The 17,439-nt window shown below is 31.4% G+C and carries 14 protein-coding genes and 1 pseudogene; 6 read left to right on the top strand and 9 right to left on the bottom strand.

Features of this window, described 5'->3' with window-relative positions; translation table 11 throughout:
* Window positions 1-55: 55 nt before the first annotated feature.
* Window positions 56-244 carry an alpha/beta-type small acid-soluble spore protein gene (locus B6K90_RS16545; protein WP_069035487.1) on the top strand — a complete coding sequence of 63 codons (189 nt, stop codon included), beginning with the start codon at window positions 56-58 and terminating at the stop codon, window positions 242-244.
* 185 nt (window positions 245-429) lie between these two features.
* Window positions 430-1,794: an N-acetylglucosamine-specific PTS transporter subunit IIBC gene (nagE, locus tag B6K90_RS16540; RefSeq protein WP_088013869.1), complete on the top strand. Its 1,365-nt coding sequence runs from the start codon at window positions 430-432 to the stop codon at window positions 1,792-1,794.
* 443 nt (window positions 1,795-2,237) lie between these two features.
* On the opposite strand, the gene B6K90_RS16535 is transcribed toward nagE, so the two are convergent.
* The gene (locus B6K90_RS16535; protein WP_088013868.1) at window positions 2,238-2,711 is read right to left on the bottom strand and encodes a DUF2975 domain-containing protein; all 474 of its coding nucleotides are present in this window, start codon (window positions 2,709-2,711) and stop codon (window positions 2,238-2,240) included.
* A 348-nt stretch (window positions 2,712-3,059) separates the two neighbouring features.
* Here B6K90_RS16535 and B6K90_RS16530 point away from each other — a divergent pair, with 348 nt between their 5' ends.
* Both B6K90_RS16530 and B6K90_RS24455 read left to right on the top strand, forming a co-directional pair.
* Complete coding sequence (locus B6K90_RS16530) at window positions 3,060-4,157, top strand: SDR family oxidoreductase (RefSeq protein ID WP_088013867.1); 1,098 nt, start codon at window positions 3,060-3,062, stop codon at window positions 4,155-4,157.
* Window positions 4,158-4,904: 747 nt separating this feature from the next.
* The gene (locus B6K90_RS24455; RefSeq protein WP_328588134.1) at window positions 4,905-5,726 is read left to right on the top strand and encodes a CAP domain-containing protein; all 822 of its coding nucleotides are present in this window, start codon (window positions 4,905-4,907) and stop codon (window positions 5,724-5,726) included.
* Window positions 5,727-5,826: 100 nt separating this feature from the next.
* Here the strand turns inward: B6K90_RS24455 and B6K90_RS16520 are convergent, their stop codons facing one another.
* From B6K90_RS16520 to adhE, 3 genes are all read right to left on the bottom strand, one after another.
* Window positions 5,827-6,516, bottom strand: a complete 690-nt coding sequence (locus B6K90_RS16520) for a copper homeostasis protein CutC (protein ID WP_088013936.1) — start codon at window positions 6,514-6,516, stop codon at window positions 5,827-5,829.
* 10 nt (window positions 6,517-6,526) lie between these two features.
* A complete protein-coding gene (locus B6K90_RS16515; RefSeq protein WP_088013866.1) occupies window positions 6,527-7,435 on the bottom strand; it encodes an RluA family pseudouridine synthase in 909 nt (302 codons plus the stop codon).
* A 742-nt stretch (window positions 7,436-8,177) separates the two neighbouring features.
* The gene (adhE, locus tag B6K90_RS16510; protein WP_088013865.1) at window positions 8,178-10,781 is read right to left on the bottom strand and encodes a bifunctional acetaldehyde-CoA/alcohol dehydrogenase; all 2,604 of its coding nucleotides are present in this window, start codon (window positions 10,779-10,781) and stop codon (window positions 8,178-8,180) included.
* Between the two features lie 647 nt (window positions 10,782-11,428).
* Here adhE and B6K90_RS16505 point away from each other — a divergent pair.
* Window positions 11,429-12,037 carry a YitT family protein gene (locus B6K90_RS16505; RefSeq protein WP_088013935.1) on the top strand — a complete coding sequence of 203 codons (609 nt, stop codon included), beginning with the start codon at window positions 11,429-11,431 and terminating at the stop codon, window positions 12,035-12,037.
* 250 nt (window positions 12,038-12,287) lie between these two features.
* Here B6K90_RS16505 and B6K90_RS24595 read toward each other — a convergent pair.
* Window positions 12,288-12,486, bottom strand: a pseudogene (locus tag B6K90_RS24595) (histidinol dehydrogenase); the annotation flags it as partial.
* Between the two features lie 200 nt (window positions 12,487-12,686).
* Between B6K90_RS24595 and B6K90_RS16495 the strand changes: the two are divergent.
* Complete coding sequence (locus B6K90_RS16495; RefSeq protein WP_088013863.1) at window positions 12,687-13,112, top strand: MarR family winged helix-turn-helix transcriptional regulator; 426 nt, start codon at window positions 12,687-12,689, stop codon at window positions 13,110-13,112.
* 470 nt (window positions 13,113-13,582) lie between these two features.
* Here the strand turns inward: B6K90_RS16495 and B6K90_RS16490 are convergent, their stop codons facing one another.
* The 4 genes from B6K90_RS16490 to B6K90_RS16475 form a co-directional block, all read right to left on the bottom strand.
* Window positions 13,583-14,629, bottom strand: a complete 1,047-nt coding sequence (locus B6K90_RS16490; RefSeq protein WP_088013862.1) for a polyamine ABC transporter substrate-binding protein — start codon at window positions 14,627-14,629, stop codon at window positions 13,583-13,585.
* Window positions 14,630-14,768: 139 nt separating this feature from the next.
* Window positions 14,769-15,575: an ABC transporter permease gene (locus tag B6K90_RS16485; protein WP_088013861.1), complete on the bottom strand. Its 807-nt coding sequence runs from the start codon at window positions 15,573-15,575 to the stop codon at window positions 14,769-14,771.
* The gene (locus B6K90_RS16480) at window positions 15,576-16,433 is read right to left on the bottom strand and encodes an ABC transporter permease (protein WP_328588123.1); all 858 of its coding nucleotides are present in this window, start codon (window positions 16,431-16,433) and stop codon (window positions 15,576-15,578) included.
* Complete coding sequence (locus B6K90_RS16475; protein WP_088013860.1) at window positions 16,430-17,404, bottom strand: ABC transporter ATP-binding protein; 975 nt, start codon at window positions 17,402-17,404, stop codon at window positions 16,430-16,432. Before B6K90_RS16475 ends, B6K90_RS16480 begins: the two co-directional genes overlap by 4 nt.
* Window positions 17,405-17,439 lie beyond the last annotated feature (35 nt).

Raw genomic sequence — 17,439 nt, 5'->3', positions numbered from 1 at the left:
TAAATGTAAAAAATAGAATTGTAAGCTATTACTTACAGAAAGGGAGATAATAATCATGACTAGAACGAATAAATTATTAGTTCCAGGTGTAGAACAAGCACTTGATCAATTTAAATATGAAATCGCTAATGAATTCGGAGTAACTTTAGGATCCGATACAACTGCACGTTCAAATGGATCAGTTGGTGGCGAAATCACTAAACGTTTAATTGCTCAAGCTGAAAGTCATTTAAGAGGTCTTTGATTGAAGTAATACAAACTATATAAAATGGCTTAATATAGGGGAAGATTTGATTCTTCCCTTTTTATTTTTAATTTTTTTGGAAGAAAATAGCAATTTTTATCTTATCTAGTTGTATAGACAAGTTGAAGCTTTTAGGTTAATATTGAAAGCGTAATCATTATAATAATTTTCGGAGGGAAAATAATATGCTTAGTTTCTTACAACGAATTGGTAAAGCATTAATGCTTCCAATCGCTGTTCTTCCAGCTGCAGGACTTTTACTGCGCTTTGGACAACCAGATCTACTAGACATTCCGTTTATGGCGGCTGCTGGTAATGCAATTTTCTCTAATCTTCCATTAATCTTTGCAATCGGTGTAGCAATCGGTATTTCAAAGGATGGAAATGGAGCCGCTGGTCTTGCAGGTGCAATCGGTTACTTCGTATTAACCGCAGGAACAACTACTATAAATAAAGATATAAATATGGCTGCTCTTGGTGGTATTATTACAGGGGTTGTTGCTGGTCTACTTTACAACCGTTTCAGTGGTATTAAGTTACCTGAATGGTTAGGATTCTTTAGTGGTCGACGATTCGTTCCAATTATAACTTCAGCTACTATGCTTGTATTAGCAGGAATATTTGGTTATGTATGGCCAACAATTCAAGATGCAATTAACTCTGTTGGTAACTGGATTATTGATATTGGTCCAATTGGAGCTGCAGTATTCGGTTTCTTAAACCGTATTTTAATCCCATTAGGATTACATCACGTATTAAATACAATTTTCTGGTTCAACTTAGGTGACTTTACTGATGCTGCTGGTAAATTAGTTCACGGTGACTTAAACAGATTCTTCGCTGGTGACAAATCTGCTGGTGCATTCATGACTGGTTTCTTCCCAATTATGATGTTTGGTCTTCCTGCTGCTGCATTTGCTATGATCGCTGCTGCGAAACCAGAAAGACGTAAAACTGTTTCAGGTATGTTTATTGGTCTTGCTTTAACATCTTTCTTAACAGGTATTACTGAACCAATCGAATTTGCTTTCATGTTCATTGCTCCAGTACTATATACGTTCCATGCAATCTTAACTGGTTTATCAATGGGTATCGTAAATGCTTTAGGAATTAAAGATGGCTTTACATTCTCAGCTGGTTTCATGGACTATATTCTAAACTACAATATTGCAACTAAGCCTATTCTGTTAATTCTAATTGGTTTAATCTTTGGTGTAATTTACTTTGTAGTATTCTACTTTGCAATTAAGAAATTTAACATTAAAACACCAGGTCGTGAAGACGAAGAAATTGAAACTGATGAAGTTACGACTGAAATTGGTGATTCTTTATACCTACAAGCTTTAGGTGGAAAAGAAAACTTAACTAATATTGATAACTGTACAACTCGTTTACGCTTACAAGTAAAAGATGCTTCTAAAGTTAATGAAGCACTTCTTAAAAAAGCAGGTGCTCGTGGAGTTATTAAATTAGACGATAAAAACGTACAAGTAGTTGTAGGGACTAACGTAGAGTTTGTTGCTGAAGACTTGAAAAAACAAGTTAAATAATTGAAATTTAAAGCTTGTCCAGTTTGGGCAAGCTTTTTTCTTGCTTACTAACTCCAAAGGGGATTTATTAATCTAAATCAAAATAAACGAGTTAAGAAAGCAATCCTCCACATACAGCACGTTAATAATTTTCACCATCGCTTTAAAGGATTGATGGAAGCTTGCCAAAAATCCAACTATTTCACAGTAGAGGCACTTAGAACAAACTAATATTACCTCTGAAATTTTAAGTTTTACTTAAATATTGAATGACTTTTTCTTGCATTTAACTAATGTGTATTTTGGCAGTATGATTATTAATAATATAAAATTATTTTTCGAAATCAAATCGTAAAAAGCTTATTCTTATACACAATTTAGAATGTGCCATTATTCAACAAAAGGCACATTTAACTAAATAGTGAAAAAAGTTATTATATTTTCAAAATAAACACCTCACATTTTTATTTATTTTTTCCTAGGATATTTATTAAAGGCTTTTGAAGTACATCCACAATGGCAGCGATGATAGCTGTTGCTAAAATCCCTATTAGACCTAGTGCTCTCGGACCGGCTGAGTCATCACCTGTGAAATAAGAATGCACCCTTAAGTAAACTATTCCTAACAAAATGAAGAGAATGATTGTAAAAGCACATTTTTTTATAACCTTCAAGGATTTAAGGGATAACTCGTAAAAAGCGTTATTTTTATCGATATAGCTCAATAGTTTAAATGCTTGATACAAAGCAACAGAAAACGTAATGCATATTCCATACGCACATACTAACAATGGATATATCGAGTAATCTCCTGGACGCACTTTCGCATCTTTTATAGCTGCTTGAGGTAACCAATATATACACACAGCAAGTACCGCAATTCCAATAAGAACAGCAACGACTCTCAAGAAAAAAGTTGAACCTAGTTTAACACGCATTTAAAGCACCTCACTGATTTATGATAATATGATTTTAGTACACTTATTATCGTTTATCAATAAATTTATATTGTTTTTTATTATATTGTTATTGTTATTTAAATATTAATTTAATTATATGTGGGAATCATACTTCAGTTTTTGTAAGTGTTATTATAAAGTATCATAACAATAGGGGCATTTTGTTTAAAATCAAAAATTATAAAAAGTAGGAAATATGCGCGACTTTATTAATTTCTTCAATAAACATACTGCCACAAATTTAATTGAACCTAATGTTACATTAAATGAATATTTCTTTAATAAAATAAACAAAGATAATTAATTTACATAAAGTAGGTGGTAAGAATGGAAAGAACATACTTTATTACTGGATTTCCTGGGTTTATTTCGAAACATTTACTCCTCAAAATTCTTGATAATGAAATGTCATTTCAAAAAATATATTTACTCATTCTTCCTAATACTGAAAAACAATGCCGAGACTTTTTATTTACATTAGATCAAAAGTATCCAGATTACTCTCTGTCAAAAATAGAACTTTTAAGTGGTGATATCACAAAAAGAAACTTTGGACTCAATTTAAAAAACCTAAATGTGCTTATGAACAATATAACGGACTTATTTCATTTGGCGGCAATTTACGACCTTGCTGTTCCTAAAAAAATTGCATATGAAGTTAATGTGAAAGGAACCATTAACGTAAATGAATTTGCACTTAAACTGAAATCTTTAAATCGTTATACTTATTTTAGTACTAGTTATGTCTCAGGTTCTCGTGAAGGTATAATTTATGAAAACGAGTTAGAAATGGGACAAACCTTTAAAAATTTTTATGAAGAAACGAAGTATTATGCGGAAATAGAAGTTGAGAAACTAAAAAAACAACTTCCAATAACAATCATTAGACCTGGAATTGTAGTTGGTCATTCAGAAACTGGTGAAACAAGTAATTTCGATGGACCATATTTCATTTTAAATTTCTTCACAAAACTGCGCTATTTACCTATACCACAAATAGGTAAGGACCATGCTTATTGTAATTTCATTCCCGTCGACTATTTAATTAATGCTGTTTACTATTTGAGTCATACAGAAATCGGAGTCAGCAAAACTTATCAAATTACAGATCCTTCACCATACACAGTACAAGATGTTTATACAAACTTTCTTTCCTATTATTTAAACAAATCTACCGTAGGAATTATTCCAATAAAATTTATAAGCCCTCTTCTCTCAATACCATTCATTAGACGCTTACTTAAAGTTGAAAAAGAAGTTTTATCTTATTTTAATTGTAATTCTGAATACGATTGTACGAATACATTAACGGATTTACAAAACACAAATATTAAATGTCCAGACTTTATAGAAATACTCCCTGTGATTACAAATTATTATAAGAAGCATAAAACTGCATTAGAAAAGCATGTTTTAATAAAATAATGTCTCGTTTGTATATTTTGCTTCTATAATATGAAGAAAAATAATAATTAAACTGCACCCCAATGTTAGACACAACTAACATTTGGAGGTGCAGTTCAATTTAAGTGTACTTTTATTAATAACCTATTTAACCGTTTTTTCTTTTCTTCTATTATAGTGGCTTAAATTTCATTCTCCATTTTAAAAACAACATTTAATTCATCGCTATATAGATCTACGGTACAGGATAATCTTCTGCAATAAGCCCTCTTTATAAAGCCTATTCCGCTTTCTCTTCTAAATCCTAGCTATCCAGATTTGTTTAAATTGTTAATGTTTGCATTCATATAAAGCTTCCTAAAACGGATCTTGCCAATATATATCCGTATGTGATGGCCTAGTATCATCTATAAATAATTTCAAATTATTCACCCTCAATACGTTCTTTACAGAATGATTACAATCGTAACTGAATAACAACAAAACTGGATTTTTCTTCCTGTAATATAACGTGAAAATATGACGTTTTCTTAACTTCAAAATTTTTTTATGGAAATTTTAAGCAAAAATTTACGATACTGGTTTAATATTATTCTAGTAATATAGTTGTAATAACAACGATTTATTTTGTTTCTGTATTAAAACAGTACTACCAAAAAAATCCTCAAATTAAGCTCACCATTATTTCCCATAATTATGTCATGCGTTTTCATGCTAAAGTATTACTTGTACAGCGAGACAATAACCAAACAAATGGAGGAATAAGACATGAAAAAAGTAATCTCATTATCAACATTGGCTGCTACTCTACTAGTGGGTGCTCCTGTAACTGCAGTACACGCGGATACAATTAATAAGGATACAAAATCATATACTCAAAAAGCTGATTTAAATAATATTTTATTTAGCTACTTTAATCTACCAAGCTTAAACACTACTAATGGTAAAGTAGATTTATCAAAATTTGGTATTGATATGACTAAGCTTCAAGATGCAATTAAACAACAAATAGAAGCTCAATTAAAACAAGGTAATGGTTCAAATACAACTACAAAACCAACAGTACCAACAACACCGGCTAAACCTGAAACACCATCTACTAAACCAACAGTACCAACAACGCCGGCTAAACCTGAAACACCATCAACAAAACCGACGGTACCAACTACACCGTCTAAACCATCAACAGAAACACCGTCAAATTCAGCATCATTATCAGCTTATGAATCAAAAGTAGTTGAATTAACTAATGCTGAACGTACAAAAGCTGGTTTAAAACCGTTTACTGTTAATGCAACATTATCTAAAACAGCACGTTTAAAATCACAAGATATGACTGACAAAAATTACTTTGACCACAATTCACCGACTTACGGATCGCCATTTGATATGATGAAACAATTCGGAATCACTTATAGCTATGCAGCAGAAAACATTGCTAAAGGTCAAAAAACACCTGAAGAAGTAGTTACTGCTTGGATGAACAGTGCTGGTCACCGTGCTAATATCTTAAATCCTAACTTAAACCAAATTGGTGTTGGTTATGATTCAAGATCAAATGCTTGGACTCAACAATTTATCGGTAAATAATAACTAATATTTGTATAAAGCTGTATTTAAAGTAGTCCGTTTTGCGGACTACTTTTTTATTATGTGAAATTAATTTAGATGTATTCAAACAATAATTAACTTATCCTCGTACTAATCTTCTTAGCAAACTTTCCATTAAAGAAGGATCAATGACTTCAACTGCAGAGTTATTTTTTCGAACACCAGAACCAAAATGAATTTCTTCTACATTCGTATAATCAATGAAATCTGATACATTTTCAATGGATAGTCCGCTTCCTGCTAAAATTTTTATATTCGATTTATTTACAAATTCAATCATTTTTTTTATCGTTTCTTTTCCATCAATCGCACTAGCAACACCACCAGAAGTTAATACATGCGTAATTTCAGGATATTGTTTTAATGTATCAATAGCTGATAGAAGATCATTCGATTCATCTATCGCCCTATGAAATGTAAAATTCATCTCATTAACACGAGCTGTTACTTTTTTTAATAAATCTTCATCTATTGTATTTTCTTCAGTCAAAGCACCAAAAACGATACCAGCTGCTCCAAGCTCATTACATACTTCAATATCGTTTAAAATTACTTCTTGATCATACTGATCATATATAAAAGAACGACTATGGGGGCGAATCATTACATGTACTGGAATTGAGACACTTTGTACAACATGTTTAATTGTCGCGTAACTTGGTGTCAATCCTCCCTCTTTTATCCCAGTAACTAACTCAATTCGATTTGCCCCAAACCTTTCTGCATCAATTGCATCTTTTACATTTGTGGCAATTACTTCTAATAACATTTCTTTCATCTCACTTTTCGTTAAGTATTTGTTTTATGTCCGACGGGAATGGGATATGAACTGATACAATTTCTTTCGTGAAAGGATGCGTAAATTGTACATTACTAGCGTGTAATCCTTGACGATTCAATAATTTTTGTTTCCCACCATATAGTAGATCTCCAATTAACGGGTGACCTAAAAAACTCAAATGAACTCTGATTTGATGTGTTCGACCAGTTTCTAACTGACATTCTACTATCGTTACATTCAACTTTGATATATACTTTATTTTTTTATAATGTGTAATAGCATTATCGCCTTTTGGTGAAACTCTTCTTCTAGTAGGATGATGTCGATCTCTTCCAATCGCTTCATCTATTGTACCTTTTTGTGATTTTACATTCCCTTCTACAATAGCTGTATATGTACGTTTTATTTTACGTTGACTTAACATCGAATCTAGAATTGCACTACTTAATGCGTGTTTAGCAAATACTACTCCACCGGTAGTGTCTTTATCGAGGCGGTGTATGTGGCGTACTTTTGTTTTTAATCCATTTTCTTGGTAATGAAATGCTACGCCATTTGCTAATGTATTTAACTGTCCTTGTTCATTCGGATGTGTGTCGACCCCAAACGGTTTATTAGCAATTAATAAATGTTCATCTTCGTAGCAAATCTCAATAGATTGTTCTTGTGGAATTACACCATATTCCTCCTCTATGAACAAAAGCATTTCAACTTGGTCACCACTTAAAAGGATCGTATTCCAAGGTTTAATTTCTCCGTTTATCATACAACCTTTTGCCATCCTTAATTCATGTAGTAACTTCTTTGGAAACTGCCATGCATTTTTTAAATATGATTCTATTGTTTGATTTTTATGCTCTTCACCTATTTTTACCTTGAACCAAGGATTTAGTTTCTTTAATTCCATTTATTATCACCACTTTCAATATGACTATTATATCAAAATAAAATTAGTCAAAAAAGAAGCACCCGTTTAGGTGCTTCTTTTTCACGCTGTTGAAAAAGACCTTTGTCAATTAAGATGGAATTTTATCACTGATAAATAAGTTGTGTGTTCTTGATTTCCACTACAGTGTGCTCGCTTTCCATGGGGCGAGGTTCTTTAGCCTTCCCGCTAATCCCATAGGAGCCTGGCACCCTTTCGTTCCAATCAACTTCTTAATAAAAAAGAATAATCTAAATGAATTTCGCTTTATTAATCTAATTGTAATTGATAGATAACCAACGTCTTACAAATCTTTATAAATATTTAGCCTAAAAAAAATATTTGTGATAATAATAACGTTAATTATGTTGCATTTTTGCAAGTTAGTTAAAAAATATATTAAATCAATTGTCTTTCAATAAGAGACGATTAAAAGATCATATTTAAAAAAATTGCAAATTGCATCGAATATCATTAAATGTTCGTATTTTTTATATTGATACAATATATTTCAACACTCTGAAAAACAATCTTATCAATTCAGTTTGAGATCAGATCAATTAAGATCGAACATTAAACTTATTAATTATTATTTGAACTTGTTTTCTAAATATTAGCACCTCATATTTTTAACTTCTGTAGAAGAAATTGTTGGGGTAATAAATTGCTAAAAACATTTACGTTAAAACCATTAATAGATATCATAAATGATAATGTGTATTAATTAACATCCTTTGAAAGCATTCATATAAACTTCTTCTAATTCTTTTACTAGTGGTAGTTTTGGATTGGCAGTAGTACATTGATCTTCAAAAGCACGATCAGCTAAATATGAAACTTTTTCTTTAAATTCTTTTTCATTAACTCCCTGTGCTTCGATGCTCATATTAATATTTAATTCCTTAGATAACTTAATAACTTCTGCAATTAAACATTCAACACCCTCCTCAGTTGTTGAGGCTGGTAGACCAAGGAAACGAGCAATTTCAGCATAACGTTCATCTGCAATGAAATGCTTATATTTAGGGAATGCTGTAAATTTAGTTGGTTTTTTAGCATTATATTTTATTACATGTGGCATTAAAATTGCATTTGCTCTGCCATGAGGGATATGGAATTCCGCTCCAATTTTATGAGCTAAGCTGTGGTTAATACCTAAGAACGCATTTGCAAATGCCATACCTGCTATTGCTGATGCATTATGCATTTTTTCCCGGGCTACTATATCATTTCCATCTTTGTATGCTTTAGGCAAATAGTTAAATACTAATTTGATCGCTTGTAGTGCTAATCCATCTGTATAATCATTTGCCAATACACTTACATAAGCCTCAATTGCATGTGTCAATACATCCATACCTGTATCTGCTGTAATGCTTTTTGGAACAGTTGATACGAACTGTGGATCAATAATTGCAACATCTGGTGTTAATTCATAATCAGCTAAAGGATATTTAATATTATTTGCTTTATCAGTTATTACTGCAAATGGTGTAACCTCTGAACCAGTACCTGAAGTAGTAGGTATTGCTACAAACTGAGCTTTACGACCTAATTTAGGATATTTATAAGCTCTTTTTCGAATATCTAAGAATTTTTGTTTAGGCCCGTCCAAAGTAGTTTCTGGGTATTCAAAAAACATCCACATACCCTTAGCTGCGTCCATAGCAGATCCACCGCCGAAAGCAATAATTGTATCCGGTTCAAATGATTTCATTCGATCTGCACCATTCATCACAGTAACATCTGAAGGATCTGGTTCAACGTCTGCAAAGATTTCAATCTTAATATTTTCTTGTCTTTTCTCTAAATAATATTTAATCACGTCTACGTAACCTAATTTAACCATTGCTTCGTCTGTAACAATAAATGCCTTTTTAATATTTGGCATTTTTTCTAAATACTGAGTTGAATATTTTTCAAAATAAATTTTTGGTGGTAGTTTGACCCATTGCATATTCACATTTCTTCTTCCCAATTTTTTAATATTTAATAAGTGAACAGTTGTTAAATTAGTCGATACAGAGTTTTTTCCGTACGATCCACAGCCTAAAGTTAGAGAAGGAATAAATGCGTTATAGATATCCCCAATTCCACCGTGAGCTGAAGGAGCATTTACAATAATACGACATGCTTTCATTCTTAGTCCGAATTCTTTTTGAATTTCTTCATTATTACTATGAATAACTGCCGAATGACCTAATCCTCCAAGCTCTAACATTTCTTCACAACGCTTAAATCCTTCTTCTTTTCCATTTACTTTTATTACAGCTAAAACCGGACTTAGTTTTTCTCTTGTTAAAGGTTCATTAACACCCACACTTTCACATTCAACGATAAGAATTTTTGTATCTTTTGGTACAGTTACTCCAGCTAACGTTGCTATTTCAAATGCAGATTTACCAACAATGTCACTATTTACAGCACATGTAGCTTCATTTATGACAAGCTTTTCTAATTTCTTTTTATCTTCTTTTTTAGCAAAATAACAATTATTTGCTCTTAATTCTGCTTTCACTTCATCATATACTTCTTCATCTACAATAACTGCTTGTTCAGATGCACAAATCATTCCATTATCAAATGTTTTTGAAAGAATAAGATCATTCACTGCACATTTTATATCAGCAAATTTCTCGATATAACATGGTACATTACCAGGTCCAACCCCTAAAGCTGGTTTTCCTGTACTATAAGCCGATTTAACCATTCCAGCACCACCTGTTGCCAAAACAAGTGCTACTCCTTCATGATTCATTAAACACTTTGTTGCTTCTATAGATGGGACTTCAATCCATTGTACACAGTTTTCAGGTGCTCCAGCTTTTATTGCCGCATCACGAACGATTCTTGCAGCTTCTCTGCTACATTTTTGCGCTGAAGGATGAAAAGCAAAAATAATTGGGTTTCTTGTTTTAATTGCAATTATTGCTTTGAATAATGTTGTTGACGTCGGATTAGTTGTAGGAGTTACACCTGCAATTATACCAACTGGTTCAGCAATTTCTGTTATTCCTGTTTGCTGATCTTCATTTATGATCCCAACCGTTTTATTGTCTTTTATTGAGTTCCAAATATATTCTGTAGCAAATATATTTTTAATAATTTTATCCTCATAAATTCCACGCCCTGTCTCCTCAACTGCCATTTTTGCAAGTGGCATATGCTGCTCTAAACCTGCTAGAACCATCGAATGTACAATTTCATTAATCTGAACTTGATTAAAGTATTCAAATTCCTTTAATGCTTTTTGTCCTTTTACGACTAATTCATTTACCATTTCAGAAGCGCTACAAATTTCATTAATAATTTTTTCTTGAACAGCCATTTGGCTCTCCTCCTCTGATGTTGAACATTAATAATCAAATTAAGAATCATTAAGTCCCAATTATCATTTTATAATGTGAAATATTTCACATTATAATTTACAAATATAATATATATTGTTTTTATTTAAAATGCTATGTCTATTTTGTGAAATATTTCACATAATTCCTATCGTTAATTTCAACAAAACTCTGTTTCCTAACCACTTAATACAACCCTATTTCTAATATTTTGTAGATTTTTGTTAATTCTTTTCTTTTTTCAAATATTTTCGCATATGATAAAATTAAGAATAAGTTCTCAAAGAACTTATTTTTCACCTGTTAGATTTTTCTAACAAAACTGGAAAAAAGGACGTGTAACCATGATTGCTCGAAGGAGCATTTGGCAACGTAAAGACTTATCCTACACTTAGCGGTTTTTATTTAGAGAACCAAAAGAACTCTAAAATAAAACTGAAGGTAGGCGAAACTATGGTTGACAGGCGATTATGTTATTTCTTCAATGATATATAGCTTTGTAGTTAGAAAGATGAAAAACTAACTACGAGCTTTATATGTACGTAGTTAGTTTATAACTTTACTTTTTAACTACTAACTACGAAAAGAGGAAATAACAATGAGTAACAATCGTTTGGGTGAGACCTTAATGATTTTAATTGGTTCATTTATTTTAGCCACTACACTGTATCATTTTCATTATCAAAATAATCTAGCTGAAGGTGGATTTATTGGTATTGCTTTATTAGTAAAAAACGCATTAAATATATCACCTTCAATCACAACTTTGCTACTCGATATTCCGATTATCTTGATCGCTGGATTGTATTTAGGTAAAAAATTATTAATCAATACTACCATCGGAGCCATCTCATTTTCTGCTTTTTATTCTATAATTGAAAAAACATCTAATATTACATTTAACTTTGGAAATCATCTATGGATACCCGCTATTTTAGGTGGAATTTTCGCTGGACTTGGTTTAGGGTTAATTCTAAGAAGTGGCGGTGCAACCGGTGGAGATGATTTAATAACAATTATAATGAGCAATAAATCAAAAATATCAATTGGTAAAGTATATTTTATTTTTGACGCTGTAATTCTTCTTTGTTCACTATCTTATCTATCATGGAACGAAGTAGGATATACAATCCTTTCAGTTGCAATCTGTGCGAAAGTAACTGAACTAGTCTATGAAAGTAAATTTCAAAAAAAATCTGTTACAATTAAAACGAATGAAAAAAGATTACATGCTTAATGCATGTAATCTTTTTTTGACTCAGAAAAATCAGTGAGCTCATTTAGAACATTTTCGGCAGCTAAATCATATAGACAATCTTTAAATAGTATTGCCAGTCTTCGATAATCATTATATTTATCTAATAGCTCGTCCACAGATGAAGCTTCATCGATGTTTGTTTTCTTTACTTCTTCTTGTTTTTTAGCAAACTTAATTGTAAATGTACCTAGTTTTTCAAACATTGAACCATAGAACTCATCAAAGTTCGAAACGCTTACTAATTCTTCTTCTTCAGCGTCAACTTGTAGACCATCAAATTCTCGTAAGAGTTCGTAAATAATGCTACTGTACTCATCATTTAAATAAATACTTTTTTCGATCCTGTACCCGATCACTCGATAGAAATGACCATCGTTCTTCACAAATTGAACAGTATCATTTATTTTAAACTTAAAATACTTAAACATTGTACTTCACCCCTACCAATGTCTTTTATCATACTATTTACAAAACACTATAGATACTATACAGCCAAAACTTGACAAATTTAAAAATCTTGCCTAAATTCCATTCATTCTTGAAAATGATGTAGAAAATGGGTAACCTATACGTACAATACCTATTTTATTTACATCTTAAAATCATAATTTAGGAGGTGTATTTTGAGTTGTTAACCGAAAACGACAAATTTCTTCTAGATGATTTAACAAGTTTAATGATTCGAGTACGAAAAAACTGGCAAAAAACTGATGAGGAAGTAAAAAACTCTTTAACCCCACCAAAATATTTACTTCTGTATTTAATAAATAAAAATCAAAAAATTACAGCTTCAGAACTTGGAAGACAAATGGGATTATCTTCAGGTTCTATTACAACCGCTGTCAATAAATTGGTTAATAATCATTTAATTACTCGAAAAAGGGATAGCCGTGATCGTAGAGTTACATGGCTTGAATTATCAGATGAAGGAAAACGTCTAATTGAAGAAATCTTCAATTTCCGTCAGGAACTATGGCTATCATTATTTGAAAACTTATCACATAATGAGAGAGACCAATTTCGATTTTTATTAAACAAATTAATCTCAAATTAAAAAGGTTATCTCGCAGGAGATAACCTTTTTCATGCTGTTGAAAAAGAACTCTGTCAATTAAGTTGGAATTTTATCACTGATAAATAAGTTGTGTGATCTTGATTTCCACTACAGTGTGCTCGCTTTCCATGGGGCGAGATTCTTTAGCCTCCTCGGCGTTCGCCTGTGGGGTCTTTAGCCTTCCCGCTAATCACATAGGAGCCTGGCACCATTTCGTTCCAATCAACTTCTAGATAAAAAAGAATAATCTAATAGTAAGTGATAGATAATCAACACCTTACAAATCATTATAAATATTGAGCCTCAAAGATATTTGTCATAATAATAACGTTAATTTATGTTGAATTTATGCAAGTTAGTTAAAGAAATATATTAAATCAATTGTCTTTCAATAAGAGACGATTAAAAGATTTTATTTACAAAATATTGCAAATTTCATTGAATATCATTAAATGTTCGTATTTAATTTATTACTTTCCAGTTTTCAATTCTGTCCAATACTTATCATATAATTCTGTTTGGTCCCCAACGTCCTTAATCCAGTTGGTTGCATCAGTTTGTTCCTTTGTTACGTTAATAAACGGATTTTGTTTATAGTCCGCAGAATGATATGATCCTGATTTACTATTTGGATCAGCATAGCCAATTGCCTCATAATTTTGTGCACTAACTTTTGGATCATATAAATAATTTATAAACTTTTCAGCTAGATCTTTTTGTTTAGCATCTTTTGGTATTGCCAAAGTATCTGCCCATCTTGATGATCCTTCTTTTGGTACAACCCATTTAATATCTTTAAGCTCTTTTTGAATATAAGCAGCATCTCCAGACCATACTTGACCAATCCAAGCATCCTCAGTTATAAACTTTTGTTTTACCGTATCTGTGTCGAATGCTAATAAGTTAGGTGTTAATGTTTTTAAATTGTTATATGCTTTTAGCAATTCGTCTTCATTTGTGGAACTATTTGAGTAGCCATTTTTAATTAATCCCATTCCAAATACTTCTCTATTGTCGTCAAGTAAAGTAACATGTCCTTTGTATTTTGGGTTCCATAAATCATCCCAGCTATCTATATCTTCTTTTACATATTTTGGATTATAGGCAATCCCCGTTAATCCTCCAGTGTAAACAACTGAATAGTCACCTTTTGGATCAAACTCTTGATTTGTATATTCCGGTGAAATATTATTTAAATTTGACATCTTACTTTTATCTAATTTAGCCAACATATCTTGATGAATCATTAGTTTAACCATATAATCTGAAGGTTGGATTACATCATAATTCGAACCACCGGCTTTTAGTTTTGCGTACAACTCTTCATTACTTGCAAAAACCTGATAATTAATTTTAACATCATATTTCTTTTCAAATGATTCTAAAACTTTCTCGTCAAAATTATCTGCCCAGCTATAAATATTTAATTCTTTTTTTCCAACTGAACAGGCAGATAATAGCAAACTTACTAAGCCTAAAGAAACCATTATTGTAGCAGTTTTTTTAAATATACTCATAATGCCTACTGACTACCTCCTTAAATTTTGGCTGTACTTAAGATTTATTATCTAAAACCAGTATGCCTTGATTGATTTCTAGAAGATTTTGTTTTGTTGAACTTGCCCTAAAAATGGGTCTCTAGAAAGCACTTTAACTTTAAACGATATAGGATTTTTTCTCCGATTTTTCATTACTGTTAATACCTTTTGTGCGATAAACCTCAGAAATGACCATTAAAAGAATAATTGTAACAATTAAAATCGTTGAAATTGCATTTATTTCAGGAGTTACACCTTTTTTAACCATACCATAAATATAAATTGGCAATGTAGTGGAACTCGGTCCTGAAACAAAAAAGCTTATTACAAAATCGTCAATACTTAATGTAAAACATAAAAGTGCTGAAGCAATAATTCCAGGCATTAGCGCTGGTAAAGTTACAAATCTAAATGTTTGCCAAGGTGTAGCACCTAGATCACTTGCAGCATCTTCTAAATCAGAAGACATTCCTGAAAGTCTAGCTGCTAAAAGAATAATTACGTATGAAATACAAAAAGTGACATGGGCAATAATAATTGTGATACTACCTAATTCAATATGAAAATTAGTAAATAGTATTAGTAATGAAAGTCCCATTAATATATCTGGAACGACAATTGGTAAGTAAACTAGCCCACTAATAAAATTTGAAAATTTATATTTATGCTTATGTAAGGCAAGTGCACAAATAGTACCAAGAATTGTTGATAGGATTGTCGTTACAATCGCAATAAATAAACTATTCATAAAGGCATCAACAACTTGTGGGTTTTGAAATAAATTTAAGTACCAGTCAAACGTAAATCCAGTCCACTGTGCATTAATCTTTGATTTATTAAAAGAGAATAGAATTAAAATCAAGATTGGTAAATATAAACAAATTAAAATAATTGTTGAAAATCCAATAAGTATAGGTTTTTTCATTTATTTTTCACCTCTACTTCTACTTTTACCAACACCAATATTTTTTGTCGCTAAATAGTATAGCCCTATTAAACCGATTGAAGTAATGACTAAGAATATTGAAAGTGCGGATCCAAATGGCCAGTTCCTTGCTGCTAAGAATTGATTTTGAATGACATTTCCGATTAAAGCAACTTTTGATCCACCCATTACATCCGAAACGACAAACATACCAAATGATGCAACAAAAACTAAAATACTACCTGCAAAAATCCCCTTCATGGTCAATGGAAGAGTTACATATATAAAGGTTTGAAATGGAGTAGCTCCTAAATCATTAGCAGCGTCCAATTTTCGGTTATCCAATTGTTCAATGGCAACAAAAATCGGTAACACCATAAATGGTAATAATGTATATACCATTCCCATTATGACTGATGGTGTATTATAAAGTAGCTGCAAAGGTTCTTTTATAATCCCTAGTTGGATTAATAATGTGTTAATAATCCCTTTTGAACGAAGGATCACAATTAATGCATATGACCTAACTAAGAAATTAATCCAGAAAGGAATTGTGATTAATAATAGTAAAATCCTTTGCCATTTTTCATTTACAACTGTGGCTGTATATGCATAAGGATATCCAATCAAAAGTGTTATTATTGTAGTTACTAAAGCAATCCAGAAAGTTGTCCATAAAACTTTTAAATAAAGTGGGTCAAAAACTTTTACAATATTTTCTAGTGTAAATGTTTTTTCAATTTCTCCATACATACCATTTTTCATAAATGCAAATCCAAAAATTAATAATAAAGGTACTAGAAAAAAAACGAATAGCCAGATAATCGTAGGTGCAATTATGTACTTTTCATTTCTCAATACATAATCACCTCATCTTCCGACTTCCAACTAATCTCAACTTTATCATTTCTATAAAAACTTGTTTGGTCTGGCATTTGATAGACAATGATTGTTTGTTCATGTTTATGTAAATCTATAAAGATTTTATTTAGCGTACCAACAAATTCTACATCTCTTACAATGCCTGAGTAAATATTAGCTTCATTTGTAGAATGAGAAACTTTAATATTTTCTGGCCTTACTGCAATTTCTTTCACACCTTTATCAAAGAAATTATTTTCACCAATAAATGTAGCAACAAATTTGCTTGCTGGATTTTGATAAATTTCTTTTGGTGTTCCGATTTGTTCGATTTTCCCATTATTCATAACAACAATTCGATCACTCATACTCATCGCTTCTTCTTGATCATGTGTCACATAGATAAAAGTAATTCCTAATTCACGTTGAAGATTTTTTAGTTCTCTTTGTAGATCTTTACGAAGCTTAAAATCAAGTGCTCCTAATGGTTCATCTAATAATAAAACTTTTGGATTGTTCACTATTGCACGAGCAATTGCAACCCTTTGCTGTTGACCACCAGATAACTGACTAGGTTTACGGTTTCTAAATTCAGTTAATTGGGTTAATCTCATCGCTTCGTCGGCACGGACCTTTTGCTCTTCTAACGAAATACCCTTCATTTTCAAACCAAATTGAATATTTCTTTCAACATTCATATGAGGAAATAATGCATAGTGTTGGAACACTAAGTTCATATCCCTTTTATATGGAGGTAAACTATTGATTGCTTCTCCATTTAGTTTAATCACACCTGATGATGGTTCTTCAAAACCAGCAATCATTCTTAAAAGTGTCGTTTTTCCACAGCCACTTGGTCCTAAGATTGTTAAAAATTCTCCAGAATAAATTTCTAATGAAAGTGGAGCGATTACATTATTTTCACTAAAATTTTTCTCGACTTGTTCAATTTCAATTATATTTTTCATTTTCCCGTCCCATCTATATTAATATTTTATTATTA

The organism is Gottfriedia acidiceleris (genome assembly GCF_002128425.1).
GTDB classification, from domain to species: Bacteria; Bacillota; Bacilli; order Bacillales; family Bacillaceae_G; genus Gottfriedia; species Gottfriedia acidiceleris.
The sequence above is the reverse complement of the archived record's forward strand: the minus strand, read 5'-3'. Positions and strand labels throughout refer to the sequence as shown.

What these genes read in the sequence shown, in the direction of transcription:
- B6K90_RS16545 (WP_069035487.1), top strand. Translation starts at nt 56, where the DNA reads ATGACTAGAACGAATAAATTATTAGTTCCAGGTGTAGAACAAGCACTT.
- nagE (WP_088013869.1), top strand. Translation starts at nt 430, where the DNA reads ATGCTTAGTTTCTTACAACGAATTGGTAAAGCATTAATGCTTCCAATC.
- B6K90_RS16535 (WP_088013868.1), bottom strand. Translation starts at nt 2,711, where the DNA reads ATGCGTGTTAAACTAGGTTCAACTTTTTTCTTGAGAGTCGTTGCTGTT.
- B6K90_RS16530 (WP_088013867.1), top strand. Translation starts at nt 3,060, where the DNA reads ATGGAAAGAACATACTTTATTACTGGATTTCCTGGGTTTATTTCGAAA.
- B6K90_RS24455 (WP_328588134.1), top strand. Translation starts at nt 4,905, where the DNA reads ATGAAAAAAGTAATCTCATTATCAACATTGGCTGCTACTCTACTAGTG.
- B6K90_RS16520 (WP_088013936.1), bottom strand. Translation starts at nt 6,516, where the DNA reads ATGTTATTAGAAGTAATTGCCACAAATGTAAAAGATGCAATTGATGCA.
- B6K90_RS16515 (WP_088013866.1), bottom strand. Translation starts at nt 7,435, where the DNA reads ATGGAATTAAAGAAACTAAATCCTTGGTTCAAGGTAAAAATAGGTGAA.
- adhE (WP_088013865.1), bottom strand. Translation starts at nt 10,781, where the DNA reads ATGGCTGTTCAAGAAAAAATTATTAATGAAATTTGTAGCGCTTCTGAA.
- B6K90_RS16505 (WP_088013935.1), top strand. Translation starts at nt 11,429, where the DNA reads ATGATTTTAATTGGTTCATTTATTTTAGCCACTACACTGTATCATTTT.
- B6K90_RS16490 (WP_088013862.1), bottom strand. Translation starts at nt 14,629, where the DNA reads ATGAGTATATTTAAAAAAACTGCTACAATAATGGTTTCTTTAGGCTTA.
- B6K90_RS16485 (WP_088013861.1), bottom strand. Translation starts at nt 15,575, where the DNA reads ATGAAAAAACCTATACTTATTGGATTTTCAACAATTATTTTAATTTGT.
- B6K90_RS16475 (WP_088013860.1), bottom strand. Translation starts at nt 17,404, where the DNA reads ATGAAAAATATAATTGAAATTGAACAAGTCGAGAAAAATTTTAGTGAA.